This window comes from Amycolatopsis lurida, assembly GCF_900105055.1.
Lineage (GTDB): Bacteria > Actinomycetota > Actinomycetes > Mycobacteriales > Pseudonocardiaceae > Amycolatopsis > Amycolatopsis lurida.
The window spans coordinates 7,096,847-7,122,767 of the sequence record NZ_FNTA01000004.1; the positions used below are offsets into that span (position 1 = coordinate 7,096,847).

The 25,921-nt window shown below is 68.4% G+C and carries 31 protein-coding genes; 17 read left to right on the top strand and 14 right to left on the bottom strand.

Annotated features, from left to right (window positions below):
* Positions 1 to 3: 3 nt before the first annotated feature.
* The 4 genes from BLW75_RS38665 to pdxR all read right to left on the bottom strand — a co-directional run bounded on the left by BLW75_RS38665 (position 4) and on the right by pdxR (position 3,484).
* Complete coding sequence (locus tag BLW75_RS38665) at positions 4 to 312, bottom strand: cupin domain-containing protein (protein WP_034324436.1); 309 nt, start codon at positions 310 to 312, stop codon at positions 4 to 6.
* Positions 313 to 348: 36 nt separating this feature from the next.
* On the bottom strand, positions 349 to 1,377 hold the full coding sequence (locus tag BLW75_RS38670; protein WP_241784188.1) for a polyprenyl synthetase family protein: 1,029 nt from the start codon (positions 1,375 to 1,377) through the stop codon (positions 349 to 351).
* An 84-nt stretch (positions 1,378 to 1,461) separates the two neighbouring features.
* On the bottom strand, positions 1,462 to 1,905 hold the full coding sequence (locus tag BLW75_RS38675; RefSeq protein ID WP_034324439.1) for a single-stranded DNA-binding protein: 444 nt from the start codon (positions 1,903 to 1,905) through the stop codon (positions 1,462 to 1,464).
* A gap of 154 nt (positions 1,906 to 2,059) precedes the next feature.
* A complete protein-coding gene (gene pdxR, locus BLW75_RS38680) occupies positions 2,060 to 3,484 on the bottom strand; it encodes a MocR-like pyridoxine biosynthesis transcription factor PdxR (RefSeq protein WP_034324441.1) in 1,425 nt (474 codons plus the stop codon).
* Between the two features lie 80 nt (positions 3,485 to 3,564).
* Between pdxR and BLW75_RS38685 the strand changes: the two genes are divergently transcribed.
* On the top strand, positions 3,565 to 4,785 hold the full coding sequence (locus BLW75_RS38685) for an MFS transporter (protein ID WP_034324444.1): 1,221 nt from the start codon (positions 3,565 to 3,567) through the stop codon (positions 4,783 to 4,785).
* Here the strand turns inward: BLW75_RS38685 and BLW75_RS38690 are convergent.
* Complete coding sequence (locus BLW75_RS38690) at positions 4,745 to 5,137, bottom strand: NUDIX hydrolase (protein WP_034324447.1); 393 nt, start codon at positions 5,135 to 5,137, stop codon at positions 4,745 to 4,747. The genes BLW75_RS38685 and BLW75_RS38690 overlap by 41 nt on opposite strands.
* Positions 5,138 to 5,215: 78 nt before the next feature.
* Here BLW75_RS38690 and BLW75_RS38695 point away from each other — a divergent pair, with 78 nt between their 5' ends.
* Complete coding sequence (locus BLW75_RS38695) at positions 5,216 to 6,373, top strand: epoxide hydrolase family protein (protein WP_034324458.1); 1,158 nt, start codon at positions 5,216 to 5,218, stop codon at positions 6,371 to 6,373.
* Here the strand turns inward: BLW75_RS38695 and BLW75_RS38700 are convergent.
* The gene (locus BLW75_RS38700; RefSeq protein ID WP_034324449.1) at positions 6,366 to 7,412 is read right to left on the bottom strand and encodes a winged helix DNA-binding domain-containing protein; all 1,047 of its coding nucleotides are present in this window, start codon (positions 7,410 to 7,412) and stop codon (positions 6,366 to 6,368) included. The two genes, BLW75_RS38695 and BLW75_RS38700, sit on opposite strands and share 8 nt — an antisense overlap.
* 106 nt (positions 7,413 to 7,518) lie before the next feature.
* Between BLW75_RS38700 and BLW75_RS38705 the strand changes: the two genes are divergently transcribed.
* Together BLW75_RS38705 and BLW75_RS38710 are read left to right on the top strand one after the other, a co-directional pair.
* A complete protein-coding gene (locus BLW75_RS38705) occupies positions 7,519 to 7,890 on the top strand; it encodes a DUF6153 family protein (RefSeq protein ID WP_034324451.1) in 372 nt (123 codons plus the stop codon).
* Between the two features lie 47 nt (positions 7,891 to 7,937).
* Positions 7,938 to 8,525 carry a DUF305 domain-containing protein gene (locus tag BLW75_RS38710; RefSeq protein WP_034324454.1) on the top strand — a complete coding sequence of 196 codons (588 nt, stop codon included), beginning with the start codon at positions 7,938 to 7,940 and terminating at the stop codon, positions 8,523 to 8,525.
* Here BLW75_RS38710 and BLW75_RS38715 read toward each other — a convergent pair.
* Positions 8,483 to 8,938: a helix-turn-helix domain-containing protein gene (locus BLW75_RS38715; RefSeq protein WP_241784190.1), complete on the bottom strand. Its 456-nt coding sequence runs from the start codon at positions 8,936 to 8,938 to the stop codon at positions 8,483 to 8,485. The genes BLW75_RS38710 and BLW75_RS38715 overlap by 43 nt on opposite strands.
* Between BLW75_RS38715 and BLW75_RS38720 the strand changes: the two genes are divergently transcribed.
* From BLW75_RS38720 to BLW75_RS38730, 4 genes are all read left to right on the top strand, one after another.
* Positions 8,931 to 9,434 (top strand): methyltransferase domain-containing protein, encoded by a 504-nt coding sequence (locus BLW75_RS38720; protein WP_241784192.1) that lies wholly within the window; start codon positions 8,931 to 8,933, stop codon positions 9,432 to 9,434. The genes BLW75_RS38715 and BLW75_RS38720 overlap by 8 nt on opposite strands.
* Complete coding sequence (locus BLW75_RS43820) at positions 9,416 to 9,592, top strand: hypothetical protein (RefSeq protein ID WP_241784194.1); 177 nt, start codon at positions 9,416 to 9,418, stop codon at positions 9,590 to 9,592. The genes BLW75_RS38720 and BLW75_RS43820 overlap by 19 nt, the downstream gene beginning before the upstream one ends.
* Before the next feature lie 128 nt (positions 9,593 to 9,720).
* A complete protein-coding gene (locus tag BLW75_RS38725; RefSeq protein WP_244175794.1) occupies positions 9,721 to 10,956 on the top strand; it encodes an HNH endonuclease signature motif containing protein in 1,236 nt (411 codons plus the stop codon).
* Between the two features lie 801 nt (positions 10,957 to 11,757).
* A complete protein-coding gene (locus BLW75_RS38730) occupies positions 11,758 to 12,198 on the top strand; it encodes a hypothetical protein (protein WP_241783997.1) in 441 nt (146 codons plus the stop codon).
* A gap of 184 nt (positions 12,199 to 12,382) precedes the next feature.
* Here the strand turns inward: BLW75_RS38730 and BLW75_RS38735 are convergent, their stop codons facing one another.
* The 3 genes from BLW75_RS38735 to BLW75_RS38740 all read right to left on the bottom strand — a co-directional run bounded on the left by BLW75_RS38735 (position 12,383) and on the right by BLW75_RS38740 (position 16,626).
* Positions 12,383 to 13,456, bottom strand: a complete 1,074-nt coding sequence (locus BLW75_RS38735; protein WP_034320781.1) for a SagB/ThcOx family dehydrogenase — start codon at positions 13,454 to 13,456, stop codon at positions 12,383 to 12,385.
* Positions 13,457 to 13,509: 53 nt separating this feature from the next.
* On the bottom strand, positions 13,510 to 13,632 hold the full coding sequence (locus BLW75_RS44045) for a hypothetical protein (protein ID WP_255632439.1): 123 nt from the start codon (positions 13,630 to 13,632) through the stop codon (positions 13,510 to 13,512).
* Between the two features lie 81 nt (positions 13,633 to 13,713).
* On the bottom strand, positions 13,714 to 16,626 hold the full coding sequence (locus BLW75_RS38740) for an AfsR/SARP family transcriptional regulator (protein ID WP_034320784.1): 2,913 nt from the start codon (positions 16,624 to 16,626) through the stop codon (positions 13,714 to 13,716).
* A 432-nt stretch (positions 16,627 to 17,058) separates the two neighbouring features.
* On the opposite strand from BLW75_RS38740, the gene BLW75_RS38745 reads away from it, so the two are divergent.
* Positions 17,059 to 17,337 carry a YggT family protein gene (locus BLW75_RS38745; protein WP_034320785.1) on the top strand — a complete coding sequence of 93 codons (279 nt, stop codon included), beginning with the start codon at positions 17,059 to 17,061 and terminating at the stop codon, positions 17,335 to 17,337.
* Positions 17,338 to 17,393: 56 nt separating this feature from the next.
* Positions 17,394 to 18,338 (top strand): non-homologous end joining protein Ku, encoded by a 945-nt coding sequence (gene ku, locus BLW75_RS38750; protein ID WP_034320787.1) that lies wholly within the window; start codon positions 17,394 to 17,396, stop codon positions 18,336 to 18,338.
* On the opposite strand, the gene BLW75_RS38755 is transcribed toward ku, so the two are convergent.
* Positions 18,325 to 18,972: a B3/B4 domain-containing protein gene (locus BLW75_RS38755; RefSeq protein ID WP_034320790.1), complete on the bottom strand. Its 648-nt coding sequence runs from the start codon at positions 18,970 to 18,972 to the stop codon at positions 18,325 to 18,327. The genes ku and BLW75_RS38755 overlap by 14 nt on opposite strands.
* 11 nt (positions 18,973 to 18,983) lie before the next feature.
* The gene (locus BLW75_RS38760) at positions 18,984 to 19,595 is read right to left on the bottom strand and encodes a LysE family translocator (RefSeq protein WP_034320968.1); all 612 of its coding nucleotides are present in this window, start codon (positions 19,593 to 19,595) and stop codon (positions 18,984 to 18,986) included.
* Positions 19,596 to 19,743: 148 nt separating this feature from the next.
* Here BLW75_RS38760 and BLW75_RS38765 point away from each other — a divergent pair, with 148 nt between their 5' ends.
* The 4 genes from BLW75_RS38765 (at position 19,744) to BLW75_RS38780 (ending at position 21,875) form a co-directional block, all read left to right on the top strand.
* Positions 19,744 to 20,244 carry a hypothetical protein gene (locus BLW75_RS38765; protein ID WP_034320793.1) on the top strand — a complete coding sequence of 167 codons (501 nt, stop codon included), beginning with the start codon at positions 19,744 to 19,746 and terminating at the stop codon, positions 20,242 to 20,244.
* A complete protein-coding gene (locus tag BLW75_RS38770; protein ID WP_034320796.1) occupies positions 20,244 to 21,128 on the top strand; it encodes an alpha/beta fold hydrolase in 885 nt (294 codons plus the stop codon). The genes BLW75_RS38765 and BLW75_RS38770 overlap by 1 nt, the downstream gene beginning before the upstream one ends.
* Before the next feature lie 25 nt (positions 21,129 to 21,153).
* Positions 21,154 to 21,570, top strand: a complete 417-nt coding sequence (locus BLW75_RS38775) for a VOC family protein (RefSeq protein ID WP_091599278.1) — start codon at positions 21,154 to 21,156, stop codon at positions 21,568 to 21,570.
* Between the two features lie 98 nt (positions 21,571 to 21,668).
* On the top strand, positions 21,669 to 21,875 hold the full coding sequence (locus BLW75_RS38780; protein ID WP_034320799.1) for a CsbD family protein: 207 nt from the start codon (positions 21,669 to 21,671) through the stop codon (positions 21,873 to 21,875).
* A 45-nt stretch (positions 21,876 to 21,920) separates the two neighbouring features.
* Here BLW75_RS38780 and BLW75_RS38785 read toward each other — a convergent pair whose 3' ends face one another.
* A complete protein-coding gene (locus BLW75_RS38785; protein ID WP_034320803.1) occupies positions 21,921 to 23,027 on the bottom strand; it encodes a cytochrome P450 in 1,107 nt (368 codons plus the stop codon).
* 88 nt (positions 23,028 to 23,115) lie between these two features.
* Between BLW75_RS38785 and BLW75_RS38790 the strand changes: the two genes are divergently transcribed.
* The 3 genes from BLW75_RS38790 (at position 23,116) to BLW75_RS38800 (ending at position 24,983) form a co-directional block, all read left to right on the top strand.
* On the top strand, positions 23,116 to 23,583 hold the full coding sequence (locus tag BLW75_RS38790) for a MarR family winged helix-turn-helix transcriptional regulator (protein ID WP_034320806.1): 468 nt from the start codon (positions 23,116 to 23,118) through the stop codon (positions 23,581 to 23,583).
* Between the two features lie 93 nt (positions 23,584 to 23,676).
* Positions 23,677 to 24,273, top strand: a complete 597-nt coding sequence (sigK, locus tag BLW75_RS38795) for an ECF RNA polymerase sigma factor SigK (protein WP_034320809.1) — start codon at positions 23,677 to 23,679, stop codon at positions 24,271 to 24,273.
* Positions 24,270 to 24,983: an anti-sigma factor gene (locus tag BLW75_RS38800; protein ID WP_034320812.1), complete on the top strand. Its 714-nt coding sequence runs from the start codon at positions 24,270 to 24,272 to the stop codon at positions 24,981 to 24,983. The genes sigK and BLW75_RS38800 overlap by 4 nt, the downstream gene beginning before the upstream one ends.
* Here BLW75_RS38800 and BLW75_RS38805 read toward each other — a convergent pair.
* Complete coding sequence (locus BLW75_RS38805; RefSeq protein ID WP_034320816.1) at positions 24,980 to 25,915, bottom strand: SDR family NAD(P)-dependent oxidoreductase; 936 nt, start codon at positions 25,913 to 25,915, stop codon at positions 24,980 to 24,982. The two genes, BLW75_RS38800 and BLW75_RS38805, sit on opposite strands and share 4 nt — an antisense overlap.
* Positions 25,916 to 25,921 lie beyond the last annotated feature (6 nt).

Below are 25,921 nucleotides of genomic sequence, written 5' to 3' on the forward strand. Positions count from 1 at the left end.
GAATTACTCGAGCCATTCGGTGATGAAATGGTCGCTTTCGTGGATGTGGACGGCTTCGTAGACTTCCGGCCCGATCACGGCGAACTTGTGCGGGGTCTGCGCGGGCACGACGAGGACGTCGCCCGCGCCTCCTTCGCGTTCGGCGTCCCCGATGGTGAACCTGGCCCGGCCGCGGACGATGACGAACGTCTCGCGATACGGATGCTGGTGCAGCCTCGGTCCGGAACCGTCGACGTCGGTCCGCTCGCGGATGATCGAGACTCCGGAGCCGATGTCGCGCCCCTCGACGTTTCCCAGGGTTTCGGTGGTCATTCCGCCACTCTAGCCCTGGTCACGGACGCCGTGGGGCTACTCGCCGCGGTCGACCACGAACGCCGAAAGGCCGACGAGCAGCGCCCTGGCGGGCCGGTCCGGAAGGCTCAGCGCGAGGTCTCTCGCCTTGGCGGCGTATCCGTGGGCTTCCGCGAGTGCGCGCACGACACCGGCGGATTCCCGCAGGAGCCCGAGCGCCTCTTGGCGGATCATCGGATCGGAAACCGGTCCGTGGCCGATGATCTCGCGCAGGCGACCGGCGCCGGGCCCCTCGTCGTCGAGCGCGTGGAGCATCGGCAAGGTGACGATGCCTTCACGGAGATCCGTGCCCGCGGACTTGCCCAGGTCGGTGGTGGACGCGGAGATGTCGAGGACGTCGTCGGAGATCTGGAACGCCACTCCGATCAGTTCGCCGTACCGGCCCAACGTTTCGATGGTCCGCTCATCCGCACCCGACACCTGTGCGCCGAGCCTGCCCGCCAGCGCGATCAGCGACGCGGATTTGTCGGCCATCACCTGGATGTGGTGCTCGTACGGCGCGTGACGGCCGCAATCCTCGAACGGCCCGGTCGTCTCGAGGAACTGGCCGCGCACGAGCCTGCCGAACGTCTGAGCCTGAGACCGCAACGCGTAGTCGCCGAGCCCGGCACCGACGCGTGCCGCGCAGGCGAGCACGTAATCTCCGATCAGGACCGCTTTCCTGTTGCCCCACAAGGAGTTCGCACTGGTGACCCCGTGCCGCATCGGTGCCTCGTCCATGACGTCGTCGTGATAGAGCGTCGCGACGTGGATCAACTCGACGAGCGCGGCCGCCGAGATCGGATCGCCTCGTCCGTCGCCGAAAGCCGCTCCCGCCAGCGCCATCACCGGGCGGAGCCTCTTCCCGCCCGCGCGGACGAGATGGGTGGCGGCTTCGGTGAGTTCCGGATGACCGGGGCTGCGCAACACCTCCTGAAGTTTCTCTTCGACCCGGGCGAGCCCGGTGCGGAGTTCGGCGGCGAACTCCGCGTGCCGATCGACGGCCGGGTCCAGGCCGAGTTCCGTGACGATCGTGGTCGTGTTCACGACCTCCAGCATCCGAGCCGGAGGTTCGCGACCGCATGGCGCCCGGGAGGGAGATCGCTCCCTCTCGAGAGGGAAACCGCCCGGTCAGAAGGGCGGCTCCGGGTTTCCGGCGGACACCGGCGTTCGCTCCCAGGCCCCGTCCGACGGCGCGCCGCCCGAACTCCGGCCCGCTTTGTTCACCTTCGCCGTGGCATACCGCAGCGACGGGCCGATCTCGTCGACGTCGAGCTCCACCACCGTGCGTTTCTCGCCTTCCTTGGTTTCGAACGATCGCTGTTTCAGCCTGCCCTGCACGATGACCCTCGTCCCTCTGGTGAGGGATTCGGCCAGGTTCTCCGCGGCCTGCTTCCACAGCGCGCAGCGCAGGAACAGCGGGTCTCCGTCGCGCCATTCCCCGCTCGCGCGGTCCAGGACGCGTGGTGTCGACGCGACCGTGAAGTTCGCGACCGCCGCTCCGGACGGGGTGAACTTCAGCTCCGGATCGGTCGTCAGATTGCCGATCACCGTGAGCACCGTTTCTCCGGCCATGGGGCTTTCCTCCTCTGGTCCGCGCGCGGACCCGGCCGGGCCCGCTGTCGCCTGTGAAGAGGAGACCACCGGGGTACGACAGTTTCCGGCGTCCCGAGGCGGCCGGATGTCACGAAAGGGGTGTTCTGGCCGAGAAGTGTCCTGAACGGTCCTTTCATGACCGCCGAGCGGCCGAGAAACATTCCCCGAGCCGCGCGAGCCCTTCGTCGACGCGGTCGGAACCGACCAATCCGTAGCCGATCACCAGCCCGCCGCGCGTGCCCCCATAGGTGGACAGGCTTTCGACGGCCACGCCCGCACTGGCTGCTTCCGCGACGACACCGTCCACAGTGTCCGTCGCGTGTGGACCGGCCAAGGCGCACAGGTGCAGCCCGGCGCTCGACGGGACGACTTCCAGCAGATCGCGCAGTTCGTCGCGGGCGAACGCCAGGATCCGCTCCCGCCGCACCGAATACTCCCGCGTCGCCTTGCGCACGTGACGGGCGAGAAGACCCTCGTCGATGAAGCTCGCCAACGCCGATTGCGTGACGAGATCGCCGTGCCAGTCCATGAGCTGCTTCGCTTGCCGCAACGCCGGGCGCAGCGAAGCGGGCGCCACCAGGAAACCGAGACGCAGCAAAGGAAGCAGAGTCTTCGAGAACGATCCGACGTACAGCACCCTGCCGTCACGGTCCAGGCTTTGGAGCGGTTCGAGCGGCCGGTCCGAGAACCGGAATTCACTGTCGTAGTCGTCCTCGACGATCACCGCGTCGTTCCGCTCCGCCCACGCCAGCAGCGCCGTCCTCCTGGCGAGTGACATCGGCGTGCCGAGCGGGAATTGGTGCGACGGCGTCGTATAGACCAGTCTGGTGCCCTTGGCGAGCGCGGCGACGTCGAGACCTTCGGCGTCCACCGGCACCTTCGTGACCCGGGCACCGTGGGCGGCGAAGAGCCGTTCGGCCGGGGGATAGCCGGGGTCTTCGACGGCGACCCGCGTGCCGGGTTCGATCAGGACCCGGCCGATGAGGTCGAGTGCCTGTTGCGCTCCCTGAGTGACCACCAGATCCTCGCCACCGGCCCGCACCGATCGGGCGGCGCCGATGTGCCGGGCGATCGCCACCCGCAGTGCTTCGAGCCCGGCCGGGTCGGCATACCCCGACGGCGTCAGCAGAGAGGGGCGCAAGGCCTGGCTGACCAGCCGTCGCCAGGTCCGCAGCGGGAACAGGGCCGGATCCGGGACGCCGACGCGGAAGTCGAACGCGGGGACCGGCCGGTCCCCGCCCAGCGGCGCCGGAAGGGAACGCCAGCGGGCGGCAGGCCGTACTCCACCCGCGGGCGCGGCACGCTGCGTTCGCGCCACGGGATCCGTGCTCACGAACGTCCCGCGTCCGACGTGGCCGCTGAGGAACCCTTCCGCGGTGAGCCGTTCGTAGGCGACCGCGACGGTGTTGCGTGAGACGTCGAGTTCACGGGCCAGTTCCCTGGTCGGCGGCAGGCGCTCCCCGGCGCGCAGGCGCCCGTCGAGGATGCCGTCGCGAAGCTGTCGGTAGATCCGCGCGGCCAGGTCGGTATGCCCGTCGAGGCTGATGTGGAACGGCACGGTCCGAGCCTATATTGGCCCAACAAGGATGACGGATATTGGAACTGGGAAGTGGCCAATCCGGCCCTTAGCTTGAGTCCATGAAGCGACTGATCTCGGCCCAGCTGATCAGCTCCGTCGGCGACGGCGCCTACTACGTGAGCTCGGCCCTTTACTTCACGCTCGTCGTCGGGCTTTCACCCGCGCAGGTGGGCCTCGGCCTCACCGCGGGCTGGGCGGTCGGCTCAGTGGCCGGGGTCGCGCTGGGGAAGGTGGCGGACCGTCGCGGGCCCAAGGGCACGGCCGTCCTCCTGGCGCTGGGCACGGCCGCGTCGGTGACGGCGTTCCTCTTCGTCGGCTCCGTGTTCACGTTCGTGATCGCGGCCTGCGTCTACGCCTGCTTTCAATGCGGTCTCGGCGCGGCGAGGCAGGCGTTGCTCGCCGGCTTGATCGACCCCGCCGAGCGCACGACGTTCCGCGCCCGGTTGCAGGCGCTTTCCAACGCGGGGATCGCGATCGGCGCGGCGCTCGGAGGCATCGCCCTGGCGCTGGGGACGCGAGAGGCCTTCCTGACCGTTTTCGTCCTCGACGCACTGGCTTTCGTCACCGCGGCGCTTGTGCTGCGCAAGGTGCCTGCGGTGGCTCCGCTACCGGCGCGGGAAGGAGAACCGTCCGTGGCCGTTCTCCGTGATCGCCCCTACGCGTTGCTGGCGCTGCTCAACATGGTCATGGTGCTCTACATGCCGCTGTTCAGCCTGGTCCTGCCGCTGTGGATCTCGACCAGGACCGCGGCCCCGAGCTGGCTGGTCTCGGTGATGCTCGTGCTCAACACAGCGAGCGTGGTGGTCTTCCAGGTCCGCGTGGCGCGCGGCGTGACCGGTCTGCGCAGCGCCTCCCGCTACGCCCGGTACGCGGGACTGCTGCTCTTCTTCTCTTGCCTGGTGTTCTCGTTCTCCGCCATGGGCGAATCCGCGTGGGCGGCGGCGCTGGTCCTGCTTCTGGGGGCCGCGCTGCAGGTGGTGGGGGAGATGGCGCAGGCGGCGGGCTCGTGGGAAATCGCCTTCGGGCTCGCTCCCGAAGGCAAACAGGGTCAGTACCAAGGGCTTTTCGGTGCCGGGACGGCCATCGCCCGCATGCTCGGCCCGGTGCTGCTGACCGGGCTGATCCTCGTCGGCGGCACGGCGGGCTGGGTGGTACTGGGTGGGTTGTTCCTGGTGGCGGGCATGCTCACCGGTCCGGCCGTCCGCTGGGCGGAGCGGAAGTCGCGGCCCGGTGTCGAAGTCAGTCCTCCAGTGCTCGCCGGAAGTGCTCGGCGAGGTTGAGTTCCACGGCTTCTTCCCTGGTGTGCCAGGTGAAAGCGTCGTGCTCCTCGGGATCGAGCACGACTTCGCCCGTGGTCTCTTCGGAGAGCGCGTACACCGCGGCGTGAATCCGCATGGGCCTGCCCGCGACGTCGTCCCAGCTGTGGGTGCCGCGTTCACCGGTCACGCGGACGGTCAGCCCGGTCTCCTCGGCGAACTCGCGGACCACGGTCTCGGCGGGCCGCTCGCCCGGCTCGACGGTCCCGCCCGGCAACTCCCAGCGGCCGCCGAGGAAGGATCCCGGCCGCCGCCGGATGAACAGGATCTTCCCGTCGCGGATGAGCCTGCCGTAGGCCAAGTACTTGTCCGTCACGAGCGCATCTTCCCGTATCCGAAAGGCCCGCTTGATCGAGGACCGAACCTGTCCGCAATACCTCGTAACGTGGGCTTCATGGAAAACACCGAGATCCGCCCCTTCCGCCTCGACATCCCGCAGGAGCAGCTGGACGAACTGCACGCGAAGCTCGACAGCACACGCTGGCCCGCCCCGCTCCCCGGGGACGGCTGGGACACCGGAGTGCCGGTGGCCTGGCTGCGCGGACTCGCCGAATACTGGCGCGACGGCTACGACTGGCGCGCCGCCGAACGCGAGATCAACCGCCACCCGCAGTTCACCACGGTCATCGACGGCCAGCGGATCCACTTCCTGCACGTCCGCTCGCCCGAAGCCGGCGCGACGCCCCTGATCCTCACGCACGGCTGGCCGGGATCGGTGGTGGAGTTCCTCGACGTCATCGGCCCGCTCACGGATCCGAAGGCGTACGGCGGCGACCCGGCGGACGCGTTCCACCTCGTGATCCCTTCGCTGCCCGGCTTCGGTTTTTCGGGCCCTGTCTCGGATTCCGGCTGGACCATGCCGCGGGTCGGCCGGGCATGGGCGGAACTGATGCGCCGCCTCGGCTACGAGCGCTACGGCGTGCAGGGCGGCGACCTCGGCGCTTCCGTGTCGCCGGAGGTGGCCAGGTCCGCGCCGGACAAGGTGATCGGCGTGCACGTCAACGGCGGACTGACCCCGATGCCGCCGATGTCGTTGTCGGAGGAGGAACTCGCTTCGCTCACCGACGTCGAACGCGATCGCGTGAAGCGGATCGGGGCGTTCATGCAGGAGGAGTTCGGCTACATCGCGATCCAGTCGACGCGGCCGCAGACCGTCGGTTACGGACTCGTGGACTCCCCGGTCGCGCAGCTGGCCTGGATCATGGACAAGTTCCGTGAGTGGACGCATCCCCGCCCGACCTTGCCGGAAGAGATCATCGACAAGGACCGGCTGCTGACCAACGTGATGTTCACCTGGCTCACCGGCACGGCGGCTTCGTCCGCGTACGTCGGCTACGCGCAGGCGGAAACCTGGGGAGCCGTCGAGAAGAACTCCGGCGTGCCGACGGCGGCGCTGGTCTTCGCGCACGACGTCGGGATCCGGCGGTACTCGGAAGACGCCCACACGATCGTGCGGTGGACCGATGTCGATCGCGGGGGGCATTTCGCGGCGCTGGAAGAACCCGAGATCCTGGTCACGGACGTGCGGGAGTTCTTCCGCTCCCTCAACTGACGAGGACGGCCGTTTCCCCGAGAAAGCGGCCGTAATCGTCCACTTCGGACTCCAGTCCGGCGATGGCGGACCGCGGAAGCGTGGCGAAGGGCTCCACGACGACCTTCGTCAGCTTCGCGGTCCGCTTGGTGTGCCACGTTCCGGCGATCCGGCCGTCGATCAGCACGGTCGGCGCGATCATCCCGCCGCCGGAGTTGACGCGTTTCGCCTCGGCCGGGTCGAGGAGCAGCCCGCGGTCACGGTAGCCCAGCAGGTACGTGTCGAAGGCGCCGAGCAGGCGCGGGGGACACGGCGGAGCGGAGAGATCGGTCTCCGAGAGGGCGAAGCCATCGCCGACGGGAACGGGGTCCAATGCCGCGAAAGCCTTGCGGCAGAGGCTGATCGGAAGCCCGGACCAGGCGCTGAAGTCCTCGGAGGTCGCGACGCCATAGGCGGTCAGGTACCGGTGCGCGAGCTCCGTATGCGGTTCGTCCGGCGTGCGGCTCCCGGTGACCCATTCGTCGAGGAGCACGTACGTCGGCTCCGTCCCGGTGTCCTGGCCTCGGCACACCAGTCCGCGGTTGGCCGCGTACGCCAGGAGATGGGCGGGTGCCTGAGACTTCGCGTCGAGCGTGATGCCTTCGGCGGCCAGGCCGTCCAGGATCTCCTGCCGAGTGAGTGCCTTGCCCGGCAAGAGGTCCTGGATCTTCCCGAGCGCGAGTTCGCAGAGTTCGTCGGTGAGGCCCAGCTGTCTGCGTCGTCCTTGCCCCGCGTGGGCGTTACGCGGGCCGAACAGCCGGTTCAGCCAGCGGAGATCCGCCGTCGGCACGAGATGGAGCGTTTTGCGCATCAGCCAGGTGCGTGTGACGGCGTGGGACGCGTCGACGTCCGAAGCGGTCAGCCCCCGGCCACGGGCCCGGATCGCGAGGCGGGCGGCGGGCGTCGACTGAGCCTGGACCGCGGCGACGGAACCGACCACGGCGAGCACGTCCGTGGCAGGCACGGTCAGCAGCTGTGCGTGGGCGCGGACGGCGCGGAGGTCGTTGTCGGACAGTGTCACCCACTGACGATCTCATGGGCGTGCGCCGGTTCGGTGTGCGCGACCCCGGCCGCCGTGGGGAAACCCCACCGTCCGGCGCCGCGCTGAATCCGGCTACGGTGGAGCCGTGACCCAGTCCTCGTACCCGGCCGCACTGCGGTGGCTGTTGTTGTGCGTGGTGGCGCTGGGTCTGGTGGGTATGCACCACGTCGTCGCCGAATCCGGCCACGACGCGGGGCACTCCGCCGTCGCGATGGCGGATCCGTGTTGCGCGGACGCGCCTTCGCACGACGACGGTGGACACAATGGACTGCATCTGTGTCTCGCGGTGCTCGCCGCGGCCGTGCTGCTGATCGTCTCCTGGCTGCTCGTCCGGACCGGACGGACGGTGGCGACCTGGAAGTCGAGGCGCGTCGGCGGTTCGGCGTCGGGCCGTGATCCGCCGCGCTGGAGACCGATGCCCGAACGATTGTCGCTCCTTTGCGTGTTGCGGGTGTGACAGGCGGGTTCGTCCCGCCCTGCCCGAAACCGATTCGAGGAAGAACCATGAACAACAAGAAACTGGCCGGGGCCGCGCTCGCCGCCCTGGCCTCCTTCGCCGTGCTCACCGGTTGTGCCAGCTCCGACACCGCTTCCACCGGACCCGCCACGTCCACGGTGAAGGCGCCGGATCCCCAGCAGGCCGGCCACAACCAGGCCGACGTCACGTTCGCGCAAGGGATGATCCCGCACCACGAACAAGCGCTCGCGATGGCGAAACTCGTCGACGGCCGCACTCGCAACGCGAAGGTCGTCGACCTGGCCACGAGGATCCAGAAGGCGCAGGATCCGGAGATCCAGCAGCTGAACGGATTGCTGAAAGGCTGGGGAGTGGCGCCGTCAGGTGAGCACTCCGGACACGGCTCCGCGTCCGGCATGATGACCGAGGGCGATCTGGAGAAACTCGGCAAAGCCAAGGACGCCGCGTTCGACAAGCAGTGGCTCGAGATGATGGTCGAACATCACGAAGGCGCGCTCGAGATGGCGAAGACCGCCTTGCAGCAGGGCAGGAACGCCGAGGTGAAGGCGTTGGCACAGAAGGTGATCGACGGTCAGCAGGCCGAGATCACCGAGATGCGCGCCCTGCTCGGCTGAGCCGGGACGGTGGCGCGGGCCGAGGTCATCCGGCGCGCGCCACCGCCTCCCGGAAATGCGCGCACCGGGTCAAGTCGTCGTGCTCGCACCCGAGCGCGCAGTCGACGATCGTGAGCGAGGACTGTGCGGCCGCGATACGTTGCTCGAGTTCTTTCTTGTAGCACGCGGAACATCTCACGGATGCCTTCGAGGCTCAGGCCCGCTTCCTTCGAGCGCAGGATGATCGCGATGCGGTAGAGGTCGTTGTCGTCGTATCGGCGCCGGTCGCCCGCCCGCGCCGGCTTGAGGAGGCCGACGGATTCCCAATGGCGCAAGACGTGCGTCGCCAGGCCGAAGCGCGCCGCGACCTCGCTGACGCTCAAGGTGCTCGACTTCATGTCGTCATCAAGTCGGACGATCCCCGGTATGTCCATGGTGCAGCGGCTCGACGCCGCTGATGCCCTGCCGGGAGCCGTCGAACTGCGAGCCCGGACCTACGAACTGCTCCGGCTCGAACCCGGCTGCGCCGTAATCGACGTCGGCTGTGGTGCCGGGCTCGCCGTAGCCGAGTTGTCGTCGCTGGGTTTCCCCGCCGTCGGTGTCGACCTTTCGGCCGAGATGGTGGAAGAGGCCCGGCGGCGCTCACCCGATCGGGATTTCCTGATCGGGAGCGCCTACGCGTTGCCGGTCGACGGTGGATTCGCGGGTCATCGGGCGGGCAAGGTGTTCCATGAACTCGCGGACCCCGAGGCCGCCCTCGCCGAGGCGCGGCGGGTCCTGGTCCCCGGCGGACGGATCGTGGTGTCCGGGCCCGGCTGGGAGGCACTGGTGATCGATTCCTCCTACCCGGCGCTGACCCGGGAGATCGCGCGCGGTTTCCGGCGGCTGCTCACCGGAAACGGTTTCGTGAGGTGTCGGTCGAGGGCGTGATCGGGTTCCTCGGTGGGGAGTCGTTCCTGCACGGGCTGGTGGACGTGGCTGTCCGGGTCGGCGCGGTTTCCGTGGCGGAAGGGGAAATCCGGCTGGCGGATCGGATCGGTGAGGTGGCGGTGCCGCAGTTCCTGGTCTCCGGGGGTGGTGTGAGGTGATCGGCGACTGGGTCACTGTTGCTTCGCTTCGGTCTGCGGAAGTCGGGCGGTGGCTGAAGATTCTGTTGCCATATAACGGAAACTGTCGCCGGTCCGGAATTGTCGGTGGTCGGTTGTAGCTTCTGTGTGTGGACACACGCAACGCCACTGTGGCGCTACTCAAGGAAATCACTGCTTCTGATGTGTTGCAGGAGGTCAATGCTTCGCTGGATTCGTTGGAGGACAACGATGCTGTCGACGCTGCCGTGGCCGCGTCGGAAGGGATCGCGCGGTTGGAGGCGGTCCGGTTCCGCGCTTTGGCGCAGCTGAACCGCCACCGTGACGGCGCTTCTAGTGTGGTGCAGGAGATCGCGTTCGCCTTGTCCGTTGTGGACGGTCACGCGGCGGGTCTGGTGTCGACGGCAGTGGCGCTGACCACCCGCCTGCCCCGCACACTGGGGTTGCTGGACCGCGGGGAGGTGGGTGGCTATGGGGCGATGAAGGTCGCCACCGCGACCGCGTGGCTGTCGGACGAGGACGCCCGCGCGGTGGACGAGGTGTTGGAGGATCGTCTGCCGGGCCGGAATTCGGAGCAGATCCGGAAGGCGGCCAATCACGCGGCGGTGATGGCCGACCGTGAGGGTGCCGCCCGGCGCGCGGAGCGGCATCGTGCCGGGCGCCGGTTGTCGATCCGCCACGGCGAGACCGGAGTCGCCTCGATCGAGGTCGAAGACGGCCCCGTGGAAAAGGTCGCCGCCGCCTACACGCGGATCGACCGTGAGGCACGCGCCCTCAAAACCGGGAACGAGACCCGCACCCTGGATCAGCTGCGCGCCGACATCGCCCTCGACCTGATGTTGGGCGGACAAGGCGGCAAAAGTGAACGGTCCGAAGTGTTCCTCTACATGGATTTGAACACCTACCTGGGCGTGAACGAGGATCCGGCAGAATTGGTCGGGCATGGGCATATTCCGGCGTCGCTGGCTCGGCGGATCGCGTCCGGGCCGGAGACGGTGTTGCGGCGGATCGTCACCGACCCTTTGTCGGGGCAGGTTCTGGATTTGGGTCGGAATCGGTATCGGCCGACGGCGGGGTTGGGCGAGTTCGTGCGGGTACGGGACCGGGAATGCCGAAGACCCGGCTGCCACCGCATCGCCCAAGCCTGCGACCTCGACCATTCGGTGCCGTGGCAGCACGGCGGCCATACCGCCGATACCGAACTCGTCGACCTGTGCCGCCGCGACCACCGCTTGAAAGACGAACCCGGCTGGATCTACCACCTCGCCGAGGACGGCACCCTCACCATCACCACACCCACCGGACACAGCTACAACAGCACACCACCACCACTGCACGAACCCCGCACCCAAGAGCCACCATCCTGAACCGGCCGCCGAAAAACGGCCACGCCGCCTCGGCGCGATGGGGTGATCGACGCATTGGGTCTCAGCTTCGTTGCCGGAATACGGCTATGGCAGGAACGGGTTCCGAGGTTTCGGCTCACCACGCGGCCGCGCTGCCAGGTGTGGTCGCCGAAATACGGTCATGGCTAGTGCCTCATCAAGGAATGTTGACGCGGTGACCCGTTGGAGCCCGACGAAGCGCGGCGGCTGGTCAAGATCACGAGAACGGCCTGGGATCGGGTGCGGCTGCGGCGGTCGGGATCGTGCCGGCCTCGTCGCAAGGGCCGGTCCGCGGGCGAGATCGCGGTGATTTCCGCTGCGACCGAGGGGTAGGTAACGAGGTCGAGGCAACCGCCCTCGCCACAGCCCGGCACCAGCACGGCCATGGTCCGGACGCCGTTCGTTCCCACCCGGTGAACGACGAATCATTCGGACGCTGCTGCTCGTGCCCGGCATCCTTCGTCCTGGCCTGTCGACGTCACCCGAGGTCAACGCTGCCCGGCCGCAGGATCGGACCACAACAACGCGGGAGCAGGCCGTGGTCCGTGACGCAGGCAGGCGCACGGCCGCGAACCGGCGGCCTGCTGACTGCGCGAAGGCAGCGCGGGCAGTGGGTTCAAAGCCACGTTGCCTTGGCTTTCATGCCATGAAAGCGGAATGAAAGCGCTCCCAGGATCGTAGGTGCCTCGCCCGAGGTGGGCGGGGAAGCAGATGACGCGAGTCCGTATCAGCCCCGATAGGTGCCTGGTCCGGGCGCTGTCGGCAGATCACGAGGGGATTGTCATGAGAGTTCGTTCGAGGGTCGTCGCATGTCTTGTGTCGGTGTTCATGATGCTCGCGCTGGCGTTCGCCGGCGCGGGATCCGCGGCGGCGGACCAGTCGAAATCCATCTCCGGGGCGTCGCCGGACGGCGGCGCGAGCGTCAGCGGGACGCTGACGTGGACCGGCCGGGGCAGTTTCAAGGCCGACATCACGTTGAAGGACGCAAAGTGCGACGGGAACCCCGTCTACTTCTACTTCATCATCAACAAGGGGTGGACGAGCGAGTGGCAGGGCAAGCGGCGCGACAACAACGAGGGCTGCGGCAAGACCATTACCTGGAAGGGCATCGGGGGATCTGACAGCAACGGCATCTACGGTCCCACGCTGCGGGTGTGCACGGACATCCGGCCGGGGGCGGACTCTTGCAAGGAGTACGGCTACGACAACCCGTACTACCCGTAACCGGCCTCACCCGCCGATCGGCTCGGGTTCCCGGGCCGATCGGCTCGGCGCGGGCGCATCACGTGGTGAGCTCGGCTTTGCCGTGAGGTCTGTAGTTGTCGCAGATCGAATACAGCTTCCCGGCCGGGGGGCCGCTGCTGCAGCCAGGCACCATCGCCGAAAAACGGCAAAGCCCTTCAGGTACTCACAAACGAGTGCCCACCACCGACATGCCCAGCACCAGTTCGCTGGCCGGGTCGCAGCCGAGAAGATCTTCGACCAGTTCGTCGCGAAGCGCCGCGGTGAACGTGACGTTCAGTCCCAGCGCGGCGGCCATCAGGTACACGGTCTGGCTGAGGTGGCCGACGTCCATCAGCAGTACCCGATAGGTGCGGCTCATCGGGTACTTCCATTGGTTCCGCTCGATGACGCTGGTGTAGATCAGCAGCGCGCCGGCGTTCCGGGTCCACTGCTGGTCGCCGGCGAGGGCGATCAGTTCGTCGTCGTCGATCTTGCCGTCCAGCGGCGTGAGGCGGTGCCGGAAACCGTCGTAGTGATAGGCACCCTGATCCAGGCCCTCGACGTTCCGCGCGTAGACGTACACCTCCGTCGGATGCCTGGCACCGCCCGACGGGCTCGTCTTGAAGACATTCCCGGTGGCGGGGATGTCGGAATGCGTTTCGGGTCTCGTCGGCCGGGCCGATGTGAGGAGTGCGCTCAAATCGCGTAGCCGCAAGGGTTCTTCGCCGAACTCGCGGACGCTTCTGCGTTGGTTCAGCGCGTCGCCCAAGGCGATCGCGTTCAGAGGTTCCGGCGACGGTTCGGGCAGCGCTATCGCGTCGTGCTCACCGGACGGCCTCACCGGAGAAGGCGGAGGGCTGGCCTTCGCCTTCTCCAGTAAGGTTTTCGCCGTCATTTCGCTGGTCGTGAACTCGGTTTCCCGCAAGGAGCGGGTGCCGAAGTGAAACGCCCGCGCGGACGCTCCCCAAGGGCCCCAATCCCTAAGGATCTCCTCTTCCCGTTGTTGCCGGGAAGAACCTTTGACCACCAGCACGTCATACCGGATCATCGCTCGCGCGATACGGACGAGCCTTTCCCCGATCTCGGGATTCTCGTCCGCGGCGCGGACCGATTCCGGTTCTCGCCAAGAACTGAACCAACGCAGGACGCGTTCGGTTCCTTCGGCGAGTTTCAGCTGGCGATGGCCGAGGTGATCGTCCCAGACGACGTCACCATCGGACCAATAAAGCGTTCCACACGAGGAAACCCTGACCAGCATCGAATGTCTTGTGCCCCAGTCCCCAGTAATACTTTCCGAATACGTCTGGTCATTCAGCGTTGCGAGCGGAAAGGAGGCCCGCCGTGCGGAGGCGGTTCGAATCCGCCCCAGGTGCTCTGTGCCTTGTACTCGGCTTCGAGCTCGTACAAGAACTCGTCGTCGTCTTCGTCGTGCATGCCGCCGATCCTCTCCGTGAGCGGTTACTCCGGTCAAGCGAATATACCTACGCCAACAGAGTACCGGAGCAGAACCGACAATTACGCCGAGTAATCGTTCAGGCGCTGTTTGAGTTCGCGAACCTCGGGCGACTCGGAAATGCCGAGATCGGTGTAGAGGCGCAATGCGAACCGGCGATGACGGTCCGCATTCAGTCGCTCACCGAGAATGTCGAACGCGAACGCCATCTCCTTGTGGGCGATGGGCAGCATGCTGCGATTCCCGGTCGATTCGAGTACTTCCACCGCGGTCGTCAACTGACTGACCGCGAGCGCGCCGTCACCGAGTCCGCGCGAATTGATACCGAGGGCGAGAAAACATTCCGCCTCGAGATCGGGTGATTCGTTCTCCTGGGCCAGCCTCAGCGCCTGGTCGAGTTCCTCGGCGGCTTCGGGATGACGCCTGTTCTCGGTGTGGATCAGCCCGATCCGGTGCCTGGCGCGAGCTTCGATGAGCACGCTGCCATGGGCATGGGCGGTCTCACGGACCCAGCCGAGGTGTTCGATCGCCTGGTCCGACTCGCCCTTGAGCCAATGGGTGACCCCGGAGTTGCCTCTTGCCCGGCACTGCATCCGGATGTCGCCGGTGGTCGCGGCCAGTTCGAACACCTCGTTGAACAGCCGGTTCGCTTCGGTGAACTCGTTGAGCCGCCACAGGGTCAGCGCGTACATGTGCAGGGCCTGGTACTCGAGGACTACGTTCCCGGTGACCCGCGCCGCGGACAGGGCGAGGGTCTCCAGCTCCCTGGCCTGCCGGTAGTAGCCGCGGTTGTCGAAGTAACGCCACACCGCCGAACAGAAGGGCACGAGGTCGGAGTACTGCTGGTGGTTGTTCATCGCGACGGCCACCGGCAGCACGTTCTGCCATTGCTTGTCCATCCACCGCGCGGCCTGGTCGTAGTCGGCGAAGGACTGTCCGAACTCGCTCTTCGGGACCTCGAGGCCGCCCGGCTCGTCTTCGGAGTCCGGGTCGATGAACTCCATCGCGGCCGCGACGGTGCTGCGGTAGTAGTCGAACAGCCGCCGCATCATCGCCTCGCGCTGGTGCTCGGGCTCTTCGGCGAGGAGGAGCTCACGGCCGTAGCTGCGGAGCAGGTCGTGCATCTCGTACCGGTCCATCGACGGCTGGCGCAGGAGGTTCACGTCGACGAGGCGTTCGGCGAGGCGGCGGGCCTCGCCGAGGTTCACTTCCGCCAGGGCCGCCGTCGAGTGGAGATCGAAAGCGGCGCCGGGATGGTGGCTCAGCCGGCGGAACACCCGGCGTTCGGTCTCGGTCAAGTTCAGATAGGACACCCGGAACGCGCCCGCGACGTCGCGTTCGCCGGCGGTGAGCTCGCCGAACCGGTTCCGTTCGTCGCGCAGCTGCCTGGCGACGAAGTCGAGCGTCCACGACGACCGCGCGCGCAGCCTGCTCGCCGTGACGGCCAGCGCGAGCGGGAGATCACCGCACAGGCTCGCCACCTGGTCGGCCGCGTCCGGGGATTCCCGCCGCAACCGCGAGGGCCCGACGATCCGGCCGAGCAGTTCCACCGCGTCGGCCCGGCTGAACGGTTCCAGCGAGAGCAGCTCTGCGCCGTCGAGGTCCACGAGCCGGGTGCGGCTGGTGATCAGCACGCAGCAACTCGCCGAACCGGGCAGCAGCGGGTTCACCTGCGCCGCCCCGATGGCGTTGTCCAGCACCAAAAGCACGCGTTTGCCGGCGAGACAGCTTCGGAAGAGCGCCGCGCGCTGGTCGGTCCCGGCCGGGATGTCCGAACCCTGGATGCCGAGCGACCGCAGCAGTGCCTCGAGCGTGACTCCCGGATCGATCGGGTCGCCCGCGGGCGAGAACCCTTCGAGGTTCACGAAGAGCTGCCCATCGGGGAACAGCGGCGCGAGCCGGTGCGCGGCGTGGACGGCCAGCGCGGTCTTGCCGACACCGGGCATCCCGTCGATCGCGATCAGCCTCGGCCCCGCCGAGGAGCCTGCCTGGCCGATCTCGAGGACGGTCCGCAGTTCCGCGGCACGGCCGCCGAACGCGGGGAGGTCCGCGGGAAGCTGTGCGGGGCGGGGGAAAAGCGCCTTCTGCGCGTCCGCGTCCTCACGCCGTCCACTGGTGTCCATTCCGGCCCGGAGCCCGCCGACGCCGTACCGGACGAGGGCGCTGTCCGTCATCAGCTCGGCGTCGGTGCGCAGGATCTGCTGGTGGAGCGCGCTCAGTTCGGTGCTCGGGTCGACGCCGAGCTCCTCGGCGAGCGCGACCCTGGTCCGGTCGAACGTCCGGAGCGCGTCGGCGCCGCGGCCCGCCCGGTAGAGCGCCAGCATGGTGAGGCACTGCAGGGTCTCGCGCGTGGGATGCCAGGCGGCGAGGTCGAAGGCCTCGCGAGCCGCCGCTTCGGTTTCACCGAGCCGGAGCCTGGCGCCGATCAGGAGCTCGGAGGCGGCCAGGCGTTCTTCGTCGAGCCGTCGCGCCGTCTGCTCGATGGCGTCGCCTTCGAGACCGTCGAACGCCGGGCCGCGCCAGAGCGAGAGCGCGTCCGCCAGCTTGGCGGCGGCCTGGGAGATCAGCCCGGCCGACAGGAGTTCGGCGCCCTGGTTGTAGTCCGCTTCGAAACGGGCCGAGTCGAGTGAGGCGCTGCTGATGACGACGCGGTACGCCGAGCCGGTGGTGACCACGGCGGACCTGGCCACACCGAGATCGTGCCGCAGCCGCGCGATCGCGTTGCTGACCTGGCGGACCGCGGTCTTCGGCGGATTCTCCGGCCACATCGTGCCGATCAGGTACGACACCGGGACCAGCCTGCCCGCGTTGATCAGCAGGGCGGCGAGGAGGCGCTGTTCACGGCGTCCGCCCAACCGGACGGGGACGCCGTCTACCTCGGCTTCGAGCGGGCCGAGAACGGAGAAGCCGAGCTGGGATTGGGATGTGCTGCCGGTGGGCGATCCCGCCGAATCGGGTAAACGATCAGCGGTCATATGCGACTATGTCGTCCGAGACCGTGAGCGTGCTCACGCACTACCTCCAGTCCGTTCGGCGGCTGACCGGCACCCTAGCCCACCGCATCGGCCTCCAGCCAGATCGGCGCGGGGCGCGCCTTACTGCATTCGGCCTAACAGGCGGGCTCGGGGCTGCCCTGAAACAGGTCCGATTCTACGCCGGGCCACTCCTGAACTGCGCGGATGCCCTGCGGTGGAGAGCCGATGTAATTCCGATGCAGGGCCTTGGAAAGCTGAAGACATCAGCTGGCGGGTCGGCGCGACGGGGCAGCGCGCCGAACCGTGTGTAGGGGCTCCGCGGCGGTTGGCCTTCGTACTGGGGGTGGCCAACCGCCCTGGTAGCCCTTTCCTTCTGTCACAGGCTGCTCCCAGCAAAGCGCGGCACACTGGACCAAAGAGGAGTGTGCCGTCATGAGTGCTCTAGGTGATCTGCTGGGCTACCTGCTCACCCTGTTCCTGATCGTGCTCATCGCCCGGATGGTGCTCGACTGGGTCGTCACTCTCTCCACCCGGCCGCCCGGCTGGGCCTTTCGGGTCCGCGGGATCGCCCATCGGCTGACCGAGCCCGTGCTGGCGCCGGTCCGCCGCGTGGTGCGCCCGGTGCGGGCGGGCGGGGTCGCGTTCGACCTCGCCTTCACCCTCGTGTTCCTCGCGGTCGTCCTCCTGCAGTCCCTCGCGTTCAGCCTCTGACCAGGTGTGATCCGCCGCGATTCCGGGTACCAGCCCGCTGGAGGAGAGGAGTGCCCATGCGTCCGGTCTGGAGCGGTTCGCTTTCGCTCGGTCTGGTGACGGTGCCGGTCCGGCTGTACAGCGCGGTCGAAGACCATACGGTGCACTTCCGCCAGTTCCAGCGGGGAACCGAGGACCGCATCCGGTACCGGCGGGTGAACGAGCGCACCGGCAAGGAAGTCGGCTACGAGGACATCGTCAAGGGGTACGAGCTCGGCAACGGTGAATACGTGGTCGTCGAACCCGAGGAACTCGACGAGATCGCGCCCGGCCGGTCGAAGTCGCTCGACATCGAGAGCTTCGTCGAGCTGGACGCCATCGACCCGATGTTCTTCGACAAGACGTATTGGCTCGCGCCCGCGAAAGACGAGTTCGAACGTCCGTACGCGTTGCTGCTCGAGGCGATGGACTCGTCGGGCAAGGCCGGGATCGCCAAGTTCGTCATGCGCGGACGCGAGTACCTGGCGCTCGTCCGCTCGGGGGACGGCGTGATGGTGCTCAATACCCTGCATTTCGCCGCCGACCTGCGGGATCCCGCCGAGCAGCTGCCGGACCTGCCGGGCAAGGCGAAGGCGCGCGGCAAGGAACTCGACATGGCCGTCAACCTGATCGACGCGATGAGCGACGACTGGCGGCCTGAGGACTACCGCGACACCTACACCGACCGCGTGCGGGACCTGATCAAGGCCAAGAAGAAGGGCGACACCATCACGCCCGCGACCGAACCCGGTGAGCCGACGAAGGTCGTCGACCTGTTCGAGGCGCTTTCGAAGAGCGTGGAGAGCGGGAAGGCCAAGAAGAAGTCCGGGGCGAAGAAGCCGCCAGCGAAGAAGGCCGCAGCGAAGAAGGACCTGTCCTCGCTGTCGAAGGCGGATCTGGACAAGCTGGCACGGGAGCGCAACATCAAGGGGCGGTCGAAGATGACCCGCGCCGGCCTGGAAAAGGCGCTCAAGGCATCGTGACGACTCCCGCCGTCGCCAGTTCGCTCGCGATGGCCTCGGTCAGCAGCCGGACGTCCTCGGCCGCCGTCGCGTGCAGCCCCTCGGAAACGATCAGCACGTCGGACGTCGTGGCGGAGACCGCGGAATGCCCGCTCTGCCGGTTCGTCCATCGGCGCGCGTGGGCTTGACCGTCCTCGTCGGCGAAGATCACCTCGCCGGGATTCGGCTGCTCGACCGTGCCGGCGAAGGTCACGTACTTCTCGTCGCCCCGCGCCTGGCGGACTTCCAGCGAGCCGCTGATCTTCGCGACGTCGAGAACCGCGACCGGGATGGCGTAGGCGACCGAAACCGCGTTGCAGAGATCGATCACCGGATGGATCCGCGGGAGCGTGCCTTCTTTCCGCAGCCTGCGCAGCAACGACTCCGACGCGCAGCGATACTGCGTCGGCTTCAGGCCCATCTTGGCGAACGCCCGCCGCCAGGCCTGGATCTCGGGGAGTTCCGATTCGGGCCCGTCCGCGAGCCGTCGCGTCGCCCGCGCGAGGAACTTCTCGAGGTCGACCGGCATGTCCGGGGTGATACCGGTGGCCCGCAGCGTGCCGACGGCGAGGCCGGGGTGGGCGGCGCGGATCTCGGGGTGGTGCTGGAGTCGCATGCTGAACCTGTCTACTGGGTGGTGAACGCGAGTTTGACGCCGAGCGCGGCGAAGGAACCGGCGAAGATCCGCCGGAGCCAGTCGAGCACGCGCGGCCGGGAAAGGACGTGGTGCCGCACGCCGGCCGCGAGGACGCCGTACACGCTGAACACCACGAAGGTCGCCAGCATGAACACCCCGCTCAGCAGCAGCATCCGTGGGATCGAACCGGGCTCGCCCGCCGGGACGAACTGCGGCAGGAACGCGAAGAAGAACAAGGTCAGCTTCGGATTCAAGACGTTGATCAGCACGCCTGAGGTGATCGTCCGCAGGGTCGACGCGGGTTCGGGATCGCCGTCCACGACGATCGCTTCGCGGTCCTTCAGCGTCGCCCACGCCATATAGAGCAGGTAGGCGACGCCGAGATACTTGATGATCTCGAACGCCACCGCGCTCGCGTGCAGGAGCGCCGCGAGGCCGGTGATCGCGGCGACCATGTGCGGGACGATACCGAGGGTGCACGCCAGCGCGGCGATGACGCTCGCGCGTCTGCCCCGGGCCAGTCCGGCGGAAAGGGTGTAGACCACGCCGGTACCGGGCGTGGCGACCACGACCAGCGTGGTGATCAGGAAGGCGATGCTCACGAGATCACTGTGCGCGCTTTTTGGTCCGGCGAACAGAGCCAAAGACGAGTGACTCCACAGGGCCAAAGGCTTGCGTGAGGCGGCGTGAAGGGTTCACCGGATGGAGTGGCATGATGCACGCTCGCACGTCGACGAGGAAGGCCTTGGTTTGAGCGCGCGCACTTCCCAGGTGGACGACCTCCGGCTGGTGGCACAACCGAATGCCGTGTTGTGCTCCGAGCTCTTCGTCCGTCTCATCTTGTCGGATTGGTCCTTGCGGCCGTTGCTCGATCAGGCGAAGACCGCCGCCGCCGGATTGGTGGGCACGCTGGTCGACGCGGCCGATCCGAAGGAGCCGCCCTTCCTGACACTGCGCTTGCGCCTGCGGTCGGACGTGCTGGTCATCGAGGTCGACCACGAGCTGGACGGGCTTCCCGTGCCGACACCCGCACCGGGTGAGCGGACCGGGGTGGCGCCGAGCGAGACCGGTGGCGTGACCTTCTGGTGCGAGCTGCCGCTGCCCGGTGGCCTGTCGGCCGGACAGGTCCAGCTGCCGAGGCGGGGCGACCGTCGCACCCTGGTGGACGAACCCGTCTCCGGCGAGCCCGTCGGCGCCGATCCCGAAGTCCTGGAACGGCTTTTGAGCCGGTTGAGCGGCTGGTCCGGCTGATGGCGGCGAGCCGGGTCACCACGCCGGTCCTGGAGATCGAGTACGAACACGCCGGTGAAGCGGGCGGGCCGCCGGTGGTCCTGCTCCACGGCTTTCCGTACGACGTGCGGGCCTACGACGAGGTCGCCGCGCTCCTCGCGGCGGGCGGAGCCTCCGTGTACGTCCCCTATCTCCGCGGGTTCGGTGGCACGCATTTCCTCGACAAGGCGACACTTCGCTCCGGACAGCAGGCCGCCCTCGCGCAGGACCTGCTCGAGTTCATGGACGCGCTGGGGCTGGAGAAGGCCGTCGTCGCGGGATACGACTGGGGCGGCCGCGCGGCCTGCATCACGGCCGCGCTCCGGCCCGAGCGCGTGCGCGGGCTGGTCTCGGTGGACGGCTACAACGTCCAGAACCTCGCCTACGCCGGCGAACCCGCGCCGCCGGAGTGGGAACGCACTTACTGGTATCAGTTCTATTTCCACTCCGAGCGGGGCAGGCGCGGGCTGGCGGAGAACCGCGACGAGCTGTGCGCCTTGTTGTGGCGCACCTGGTCGCCGACCTGGACCGGCGCCGACGCGGCGTTCCCGGCCAGCGCTCCCAGCCTCCACAACCCGGACTTCGTCGACGTCGTCATCCACTCCTACCGGCACCGCTTCGGCTTGGCGGAAGGCGATCCGCGGTATCAGGCGCTCGAAGACCTGATCGCGGAGGAGCCGGTCATCACGGTGCCGACGGTGGTGCTGGAGAGCGGGGACGACGGCATCGGCGGCCCGAGCGCGGAGGGCGACCGCGAGTACTTCACCGGCCCGTACGAGCATCGGGTTCTGCCAGGGGTGGGCCACAACGTTCCCCAGGAGGCTCCTGAAGCGTTCGCGGCCGCTGTGGCGTCTCTGCTCGAGTGAGCGCCCTCCGACGAAAGGCACGCCCGTGACCGACTCCCAGCCAGCGCCTCCGGTTCCGCCGGGGAAGTTCCTGCTCGAACTCGTCCCGGTGCCGGTCAGCGACATCGACCGGGCGAAGGATTTCTACACGGAGAAGCTCGGTTTCCATGTCGACGTCGACGTGCGGCCCGCCGACGGGGTCCGGATCGTCCAGCTCACTCCGCCGGGTTCGGCCTGCTCGATCACCTTGGCCACCGGGATCCCGTCGCTGGACATGCCTGCCGGGTCCCTGCGCGGGCTCCATCTCGTGGTCGCCGACATCGAGGAGGCCCGCGCCGCCCTCGTCGCCAAGGGTGCCGACGTCGGTCCGGTCGAAGACATCGGCGGCGTCTTCTACGCGGCGTTCAGCGACCCGGACGGCAACACCTGGACGCTCCAGTACATGCCCTGGCGCGTCGGGTGAGGACGATCACCCGTCCGTGCGCGTGACGAATCCTGATCTTCGTTCGTCCTTCGGACGTAAGGCGCACGATCCGGGCGCCGCGGACGGAGGAGGACCCGATGTCGTTGGGCGACAAGATCAGCAACAAGGCCGAGGAGTTCGGCGGTAAGGCCAAGGAGGCCGCCGGCGACGCCACCGGCAACGACGAATTGCGCGCGGAAGGTCAGGCGGACCAGGCGAAGGCCGGTCTCAAGGGCGCGGTCGAGAATGTGAAGGACGCCGTCGGTGACGCGGCGGACAAGCTCCGCGACACCTTCAAGAAGTAGTGTTTTCCGGGCCGGGGCGGCGGATTTCCGCGCCCCGGCCCGCTTTTATTCGTGCAGGACCACCGGCAGGCTCGTGAGCCGCGTTCCCTGGATGCCGCCGAGGAACGTCTGCCGGAGTTCGGAGTAGGGCACGGCGAGCCGGGCTTCGGGGAAGTCCGTGCGTAGAACCGACGCCACCGCCCGCAGTTCGAGCTGCGCGAGCTGGGCGCCGACGCAGAAATGCGGGCCCGCGCCGAAGGTCAGGTCCGGGCCCGGTTCCCTGGCCGGGTCGGTGTTGATGCCCTGGATGTCGACGAGCACCGGAGCCCCGGCGGGGAGCCGCATTCCGGCGAGGACGACCTCCGTGGTCGTGAACCGCCAGAGCGTGAACGGTGCGGGCGGGTGGACCCGAAGCGTTTCCCGGACCAGGTGGCCTTCGGGGGTGGTGTCCCCGTTCAAGAGCCGCGAGACGAGGAAGCCGATCGAGGCGTCGGTGGTCAGCTGCCCGGCGAAGATCAACGCGAACAGGTGATACCGCAGGTCCTCTTCGGACGTCTCCGGCGGAAGGTTGTCGCGTAGTTCCGTCGCGAGCCCCGTCCGGTTCGGGGTCAGCCCCGCGGCGGCGAGGTCCGCGATCGCGGCGATGGCCTTGCCTTGGGCGCCCGGTTCGGGGTCGGACATGCGACGGCACGCGTCGACGGCGACGTCGAGCAGGTGAAGCGGGATACCGAGCAGGTCGAGCAGCACGGTGAGCGGGAAACGGGTGGAGAACCCGTCCATGAGGTCGACCGTACCGTCGCCGAGGTCCGTCAGCAGTGTCCGGGCGATCCGGTGGATCCGGTCGGATTGCGCCTGGATTCGTTTGGCGCTCAGCAAAGGGGCGTGCGCACGCCGCAAGAGCGCGTGGTCGGGGCCGTCCAGTGTGGTGAGGGACGGCTGTTCGGCGGCGGTTTGTTCGAACCTGGTCCAGCCCTCGGGGGCGAACGCGGGATCCTTCGCGAAGCGAGGGTCCGCCAGGACCTCGCGGGCCAACTTCTCCTCGGTGACTATCCACGCGCTTCCGCCGTCGGGGGCGGCCACTTCGACGAGCGGGCCCGCGGCCCGCAGCGCGGGGCGGACAGGGTCGGGTTCGGTGATGCCGCGGGTCGTCGCGGCGAACGGATCGGGGAGCACAAATACTCCTTCATGGGAAAGTAGCTTCATCATGAAGGTATCTTCGGAGCCGGTAGGTTGTCAAAGCGCACGGATCCGAGGAGGGCTGATGGAGGACGACGTCGCGGCGCGGAGTGCGTCGCTGCTGGACGGCCTCCGGAGCTTCGGGGCGAACTACACCGAGTTCACCCGCCGTTTCGCGGACTGGCTCGGCCTGCACGCCACCGACGCCGCCGCGCTGGTGGAGATCCTCTACGCCGAAGACACCGGGTCGCCGTTGTCCCCGGCCCGGCTCGGCGACCGCATCGCGCTGACCTCCGGCGCGACCACGAACTTGCTGAACCGGCTGGAAAGCCTCGGTTACGTGGTGCGGACCAGGGAGAACAGCGACCGGCGAAGGGTGACCCTGCGCAGCGGCCCGGACATCCAGGGGCCCGCACGCGAGTTCTTCGGTCCGTTCAGCGCCGGGCTCGCGGCGCTGGTGGCGGAGTACCCCGCGGAGGAGATCGAACGGTTCGAGGCCTTCCTGCGGCATCTGAAGTCCACTATGGACAGCGTGCTCGAAGAACAGGGTTAGACCCGGACCAGTCCGATCCGCTCTCGGCACCGAATCCCTCCCGGACGCCACGGAACCGCGTAGCCGGGCGTCGGGTGAGGTGGAGGCGGCTTGATGGTCGAGGGAGTGCGGACGAGTCCGCGCGGAAGCGGCGGCACCGGAGCGGAGCCGGCCGAGGCGAGTTTGATGCAACGGGTCGCGGCAGGTGACGAACAGGCGTTCGCCGACCTGTACGACGTCGTGGCGGGACCGGTGTGGGGCGTGGTGAACAGGGTCGTCCGCAACGGCACGCTCGCCGAGGAGGTCACCCAAGAGGTCCTGGTGGAGGTGTGGCGGACGGCCGCCCGGTTCAAACCGGGCAAGGGGAGCACGCTGGCCTGGGTGCTCACGATCGCGCACCGGCGGGCGGTGGACCGGGTGCGTTCGCATCAGGCCGCGCTCGACCGGGACGATCGCGCGGGAAGACTCGACTTCCGCCGCCCGTTCGACGAGGTCGCCGAGTCGACGATCAGCAATCTGGAACAGCAACGGGTGCGCCAGTGCCTGTCCGCGTTGACCGACTTGCAACGGGAATCGGTGGTGCTGGCCTACTACAACGGCTACACGTACCCGGAAGTCGCGGAAGTGCTCAAGACCGCGCCCGGAACGGTGAAGACCCGCATCCGCGACGGCCTGATCCGGCTGCGCGACTGCTTGGGGGTCGGGCAATGACGGCGGAACTGCACACACTGACCGGGGCCTACGCCGTGGACGCCGTCCCGGAGGAAGAAGCCGCGGCCTTCAAGCGGCATCTGCGGGGTTGCCCCGCGTGCGGCCAAGAGGTGCGGGAGCTCCGGGAGGCCGCCGCGCGGCTGGGGGCGGCGCTCGCCACCCCGCCACCGCCGAGGCTGCGGGAAGCGACGCTCACGGAGGTCGCCCACACCCGTCAATGGCCTCCGCTGGTCGCCGTCGCGCGTCGGGATGGGCCGGTGAAGACGCGGATCGCCCTCTGGGGTGCCGCGGCGGCCGCCGTCGGAGCGCTGGTGTTCGGCTTGGTCACCACGACCACCGATCCGGGAACCGACCCTGCTCAGCGCCAGCTGGCCTCGGTGAACGCGGTGCTCACCGCGCCCGACGCCTCGACGGCCAAAAGCGCCGAACGCGGGAACACCACGGTCGTGACCTCACACGGCAAGGGCAAGATCGTCGTGCTGGCCGGTGACCTTCCACCGTTGGCGCCCGGCAAGGCGTATCAGGTCTGGCTCATCGGAAAGAGCGGGGTGCATTCGGCGGGCCTGCTGGCGCCGGACGGTCCACATCGGACCCGGCCGGTGCTCGCGGATCTGCCGGGCGGGATCGACCGGGTCGGCATCACCGCGGAACCCGCCGGGGGCTCGCCTGCCCCGACCGTTCCGGCGGTGGTCATGGTGGATCTGGTCTAAGAGCCGGTGAGCCGCTCGCAGGCTTGCCAGAGTTCCTGGCGCTGCGCGGCGGTTTCCCGGGTCTTGCCGAGGTAGTGCGTCGGCCGCTGGACACGGTCGTGCCAGAACATCCCGTTGTACCGGGCCGGTTCCTCGGCGGCGGCGAGCCAGACGAAGGTGTCGGCGCCCTGCTCGGGAGTCCGCAGGATGCGTCGCGTCAGCTTCTGGAACGTCGGCAGGGAGGTCGCGACTCCTGGCGTGTCGGCCCAGCCGGGATGAGCGCAGTGCACGGTGATCCCGGAGCCGTCCAGGCGGTCCGCCCAGAGTTCGGCGAGCACCACCTGCATCCGTTTCGTGCGTGCGTATCCGGCCGCCGGCTTGTACTCGTCGCGGCGGTACTGGAGGTCGTCGGCGCGCAGCGGCCGGCCGTACATGCCACCGGAGCTGACCCAGATCACCCTCGCGCCGTCGGCGAGCTTCGGCCGGAGCGACGCGGTGAGCAGATGCGGGCCGAGCACGTGCGTGGCCAGCATGAGTTCGTTGCCCTCGGCCGTCTCCGTGCGTTCCGCCGGCATCACTCCGGCGTTGTGCACGAGAACGTCGACCTCACCGTCGAGGTCTTTGGCGTAGTCGCGCACGGACGAGATCAGGCTGACATCGCACTGGTCGACGACGATCCGCGAGCCGGGCGCGGCCCGCTCGATCTCGGCGCGGGCGGCGTCGCCGTCGCCGCGGATCGCGATACGGACGGTCGCGCCCAGCTTCGCCAGCCCGATGGCCGTCGCCTTCCCCAAACCCGCTTTGGCGCCGGTCACCACGGCGACCTTGCCCGCGAGCGCGTCCGGCGCGGGATCCCCGGGCCACCAGTGCCGGCGCAGGGAGTACCCGATGTTGCCGTACCCGAGCAAGGTCCGGTCGAGCACGGTGTCGGCGGCTCGGGTGACGACGGACATGCGGGT

Bases quoted from the DNA above. Each gene is read 5' to 3' on its own strand.
- BLW75_RS38665 (WP_034324436.1), bottom strand. From the start codon at position 312: ATGACCACCGAAACCCTGGGAAACGTCGAGGGGCGCGACATCGGCTCC.
- BLW75_RS38675 (WP_034324439.1), bottom strand. From the start codon at position 1,905: ATGGCCGGAGAAACGGTGCTCACGGTGATCGGCAATCTGACGACCGAT.
- BLW75_RS38685 (WP_034324444.1), top strand. From the start codon at position 3,565: ATGAAGCGACTGATCTCGGCCCAGCTGATCAGCTCCGTCGGCGACGGC.
- BLW75_RS38695 (WP_034324458.1), top strand. From the start codon at position 5,216: ATGGAAAACACCGAGATCCGCCCCTTCCGCCTCGACATCCCGCAGGAG.
- BLW75_RS38710 (WP_034324454.1), top strand. From the start codon at position 7,938: ATGAACAACAAGAAACTGGCCGGGGCCGCGCTCGCCGCCCTGGCCTCC.
- BLW75_RS38720 (WP_241784192.1), top strand. From the start codon at position 8,931: ATGTCCATGGTGCAGCGGCTCGACGCCGCTGATGCCCTGCCGGGAGCC.
- BLW75_RS38715 (WP_241784190.1), bottom strand. From the start codon at position 8,938: ATGGACATACCGGGGATCGTCCGACTTGATGACGACATGAAGTCGAGC.
- BLW75_RS38730 (WP_241783997.1), top strand. From the start codon at position 11,758: ATGAGAGTTCGTTCGAGGGTCGTCGCATGTCTTGTGTCGGTGTTCATG.
- BLW75_RS38735 (WP_034320781.1), bottom strand. From the start codon at position 13,456: ATGCTGGTCAGGGTTTCCTCGTGTGGAACGCTTTATTGGTCCGATGGT.
- BLW75_RS44045 (WP_255632439.1), bottom strand. From the start codon at position 13,632: ATGCACGACGAAGACGACGACGAGTTCTTGTACGAGCTCGAAGCCGAG.
- BLW75_RS38740 (WP_034320784.1), bottom strand. From the start codon at position 16,626: ATGACCGCTGATCGTTTACCCGATTCGGCGGGATCGCCCACCGGCAGC.
- BLW75_RS38745 (WP_034320785.1), top strand. From the start codon at position 17,059: ATGAGTGCTCTAGGTGATCTGCTGGGCTACCTGCTCACCCTGTTCCTG.
- ku (WP_034320787.1), top strand. From the start codon at position 17,394: ATGCGTCCGGTCTGGAGCGGTTCGCTTTCGCTCGGTCTGGTGACGGTG.
- BLW75_RS38755 (WP_034320790.1), bottom strand. From the start codon at position 18,972: ATGCGACTCCAGCACCACCCCGAGATCCGCGCCGCCCACCCCGGCCTC.
- BLW75_RS38770 (WP_034320796.1), top strand. From the start codon at position 20,244: ATGGCGGCGAGCCGGGTCACCACGCCGGTCCTGGAGATCGAGTACGAA.
- BLW75_RS38780 (WP_034320799.1), top strand. From the start codon at position 21,669: ATGTCGTTGGGCGACAAGATCAGCAACAAGGCCGAGGAGTTCGGCGGT.
- BLW75_RS38790 (WP_034320806.1), top strand. From the start codon at position 23,116: ATGGAGGACGACGTCGCGGCGCGGAGTGCGTCGCTGCTGGACGGCCTC.
- sigK (WP_034320809.1), top strand. From the start codon at position 23,677: ATGGTCGAGGGAGTGCGGACGAGTCCGCGCGGAAGCGGCGGCACCGGA.
- BLW75_RS38800 (WP_034320812.1), top strand. From the start codon at position 24,270: ATGACGGCGGAACTGCACACACTGACCGGGGCCTACGCCGTGGACGCC.
- BLW75_RS38805 (WP_034320816.1), bottom strand. From the start codon at position 25,915: ATGTCCGTCGTCACCCGAGCCGCCGACACCGTGCTCGACCGGACCTTG.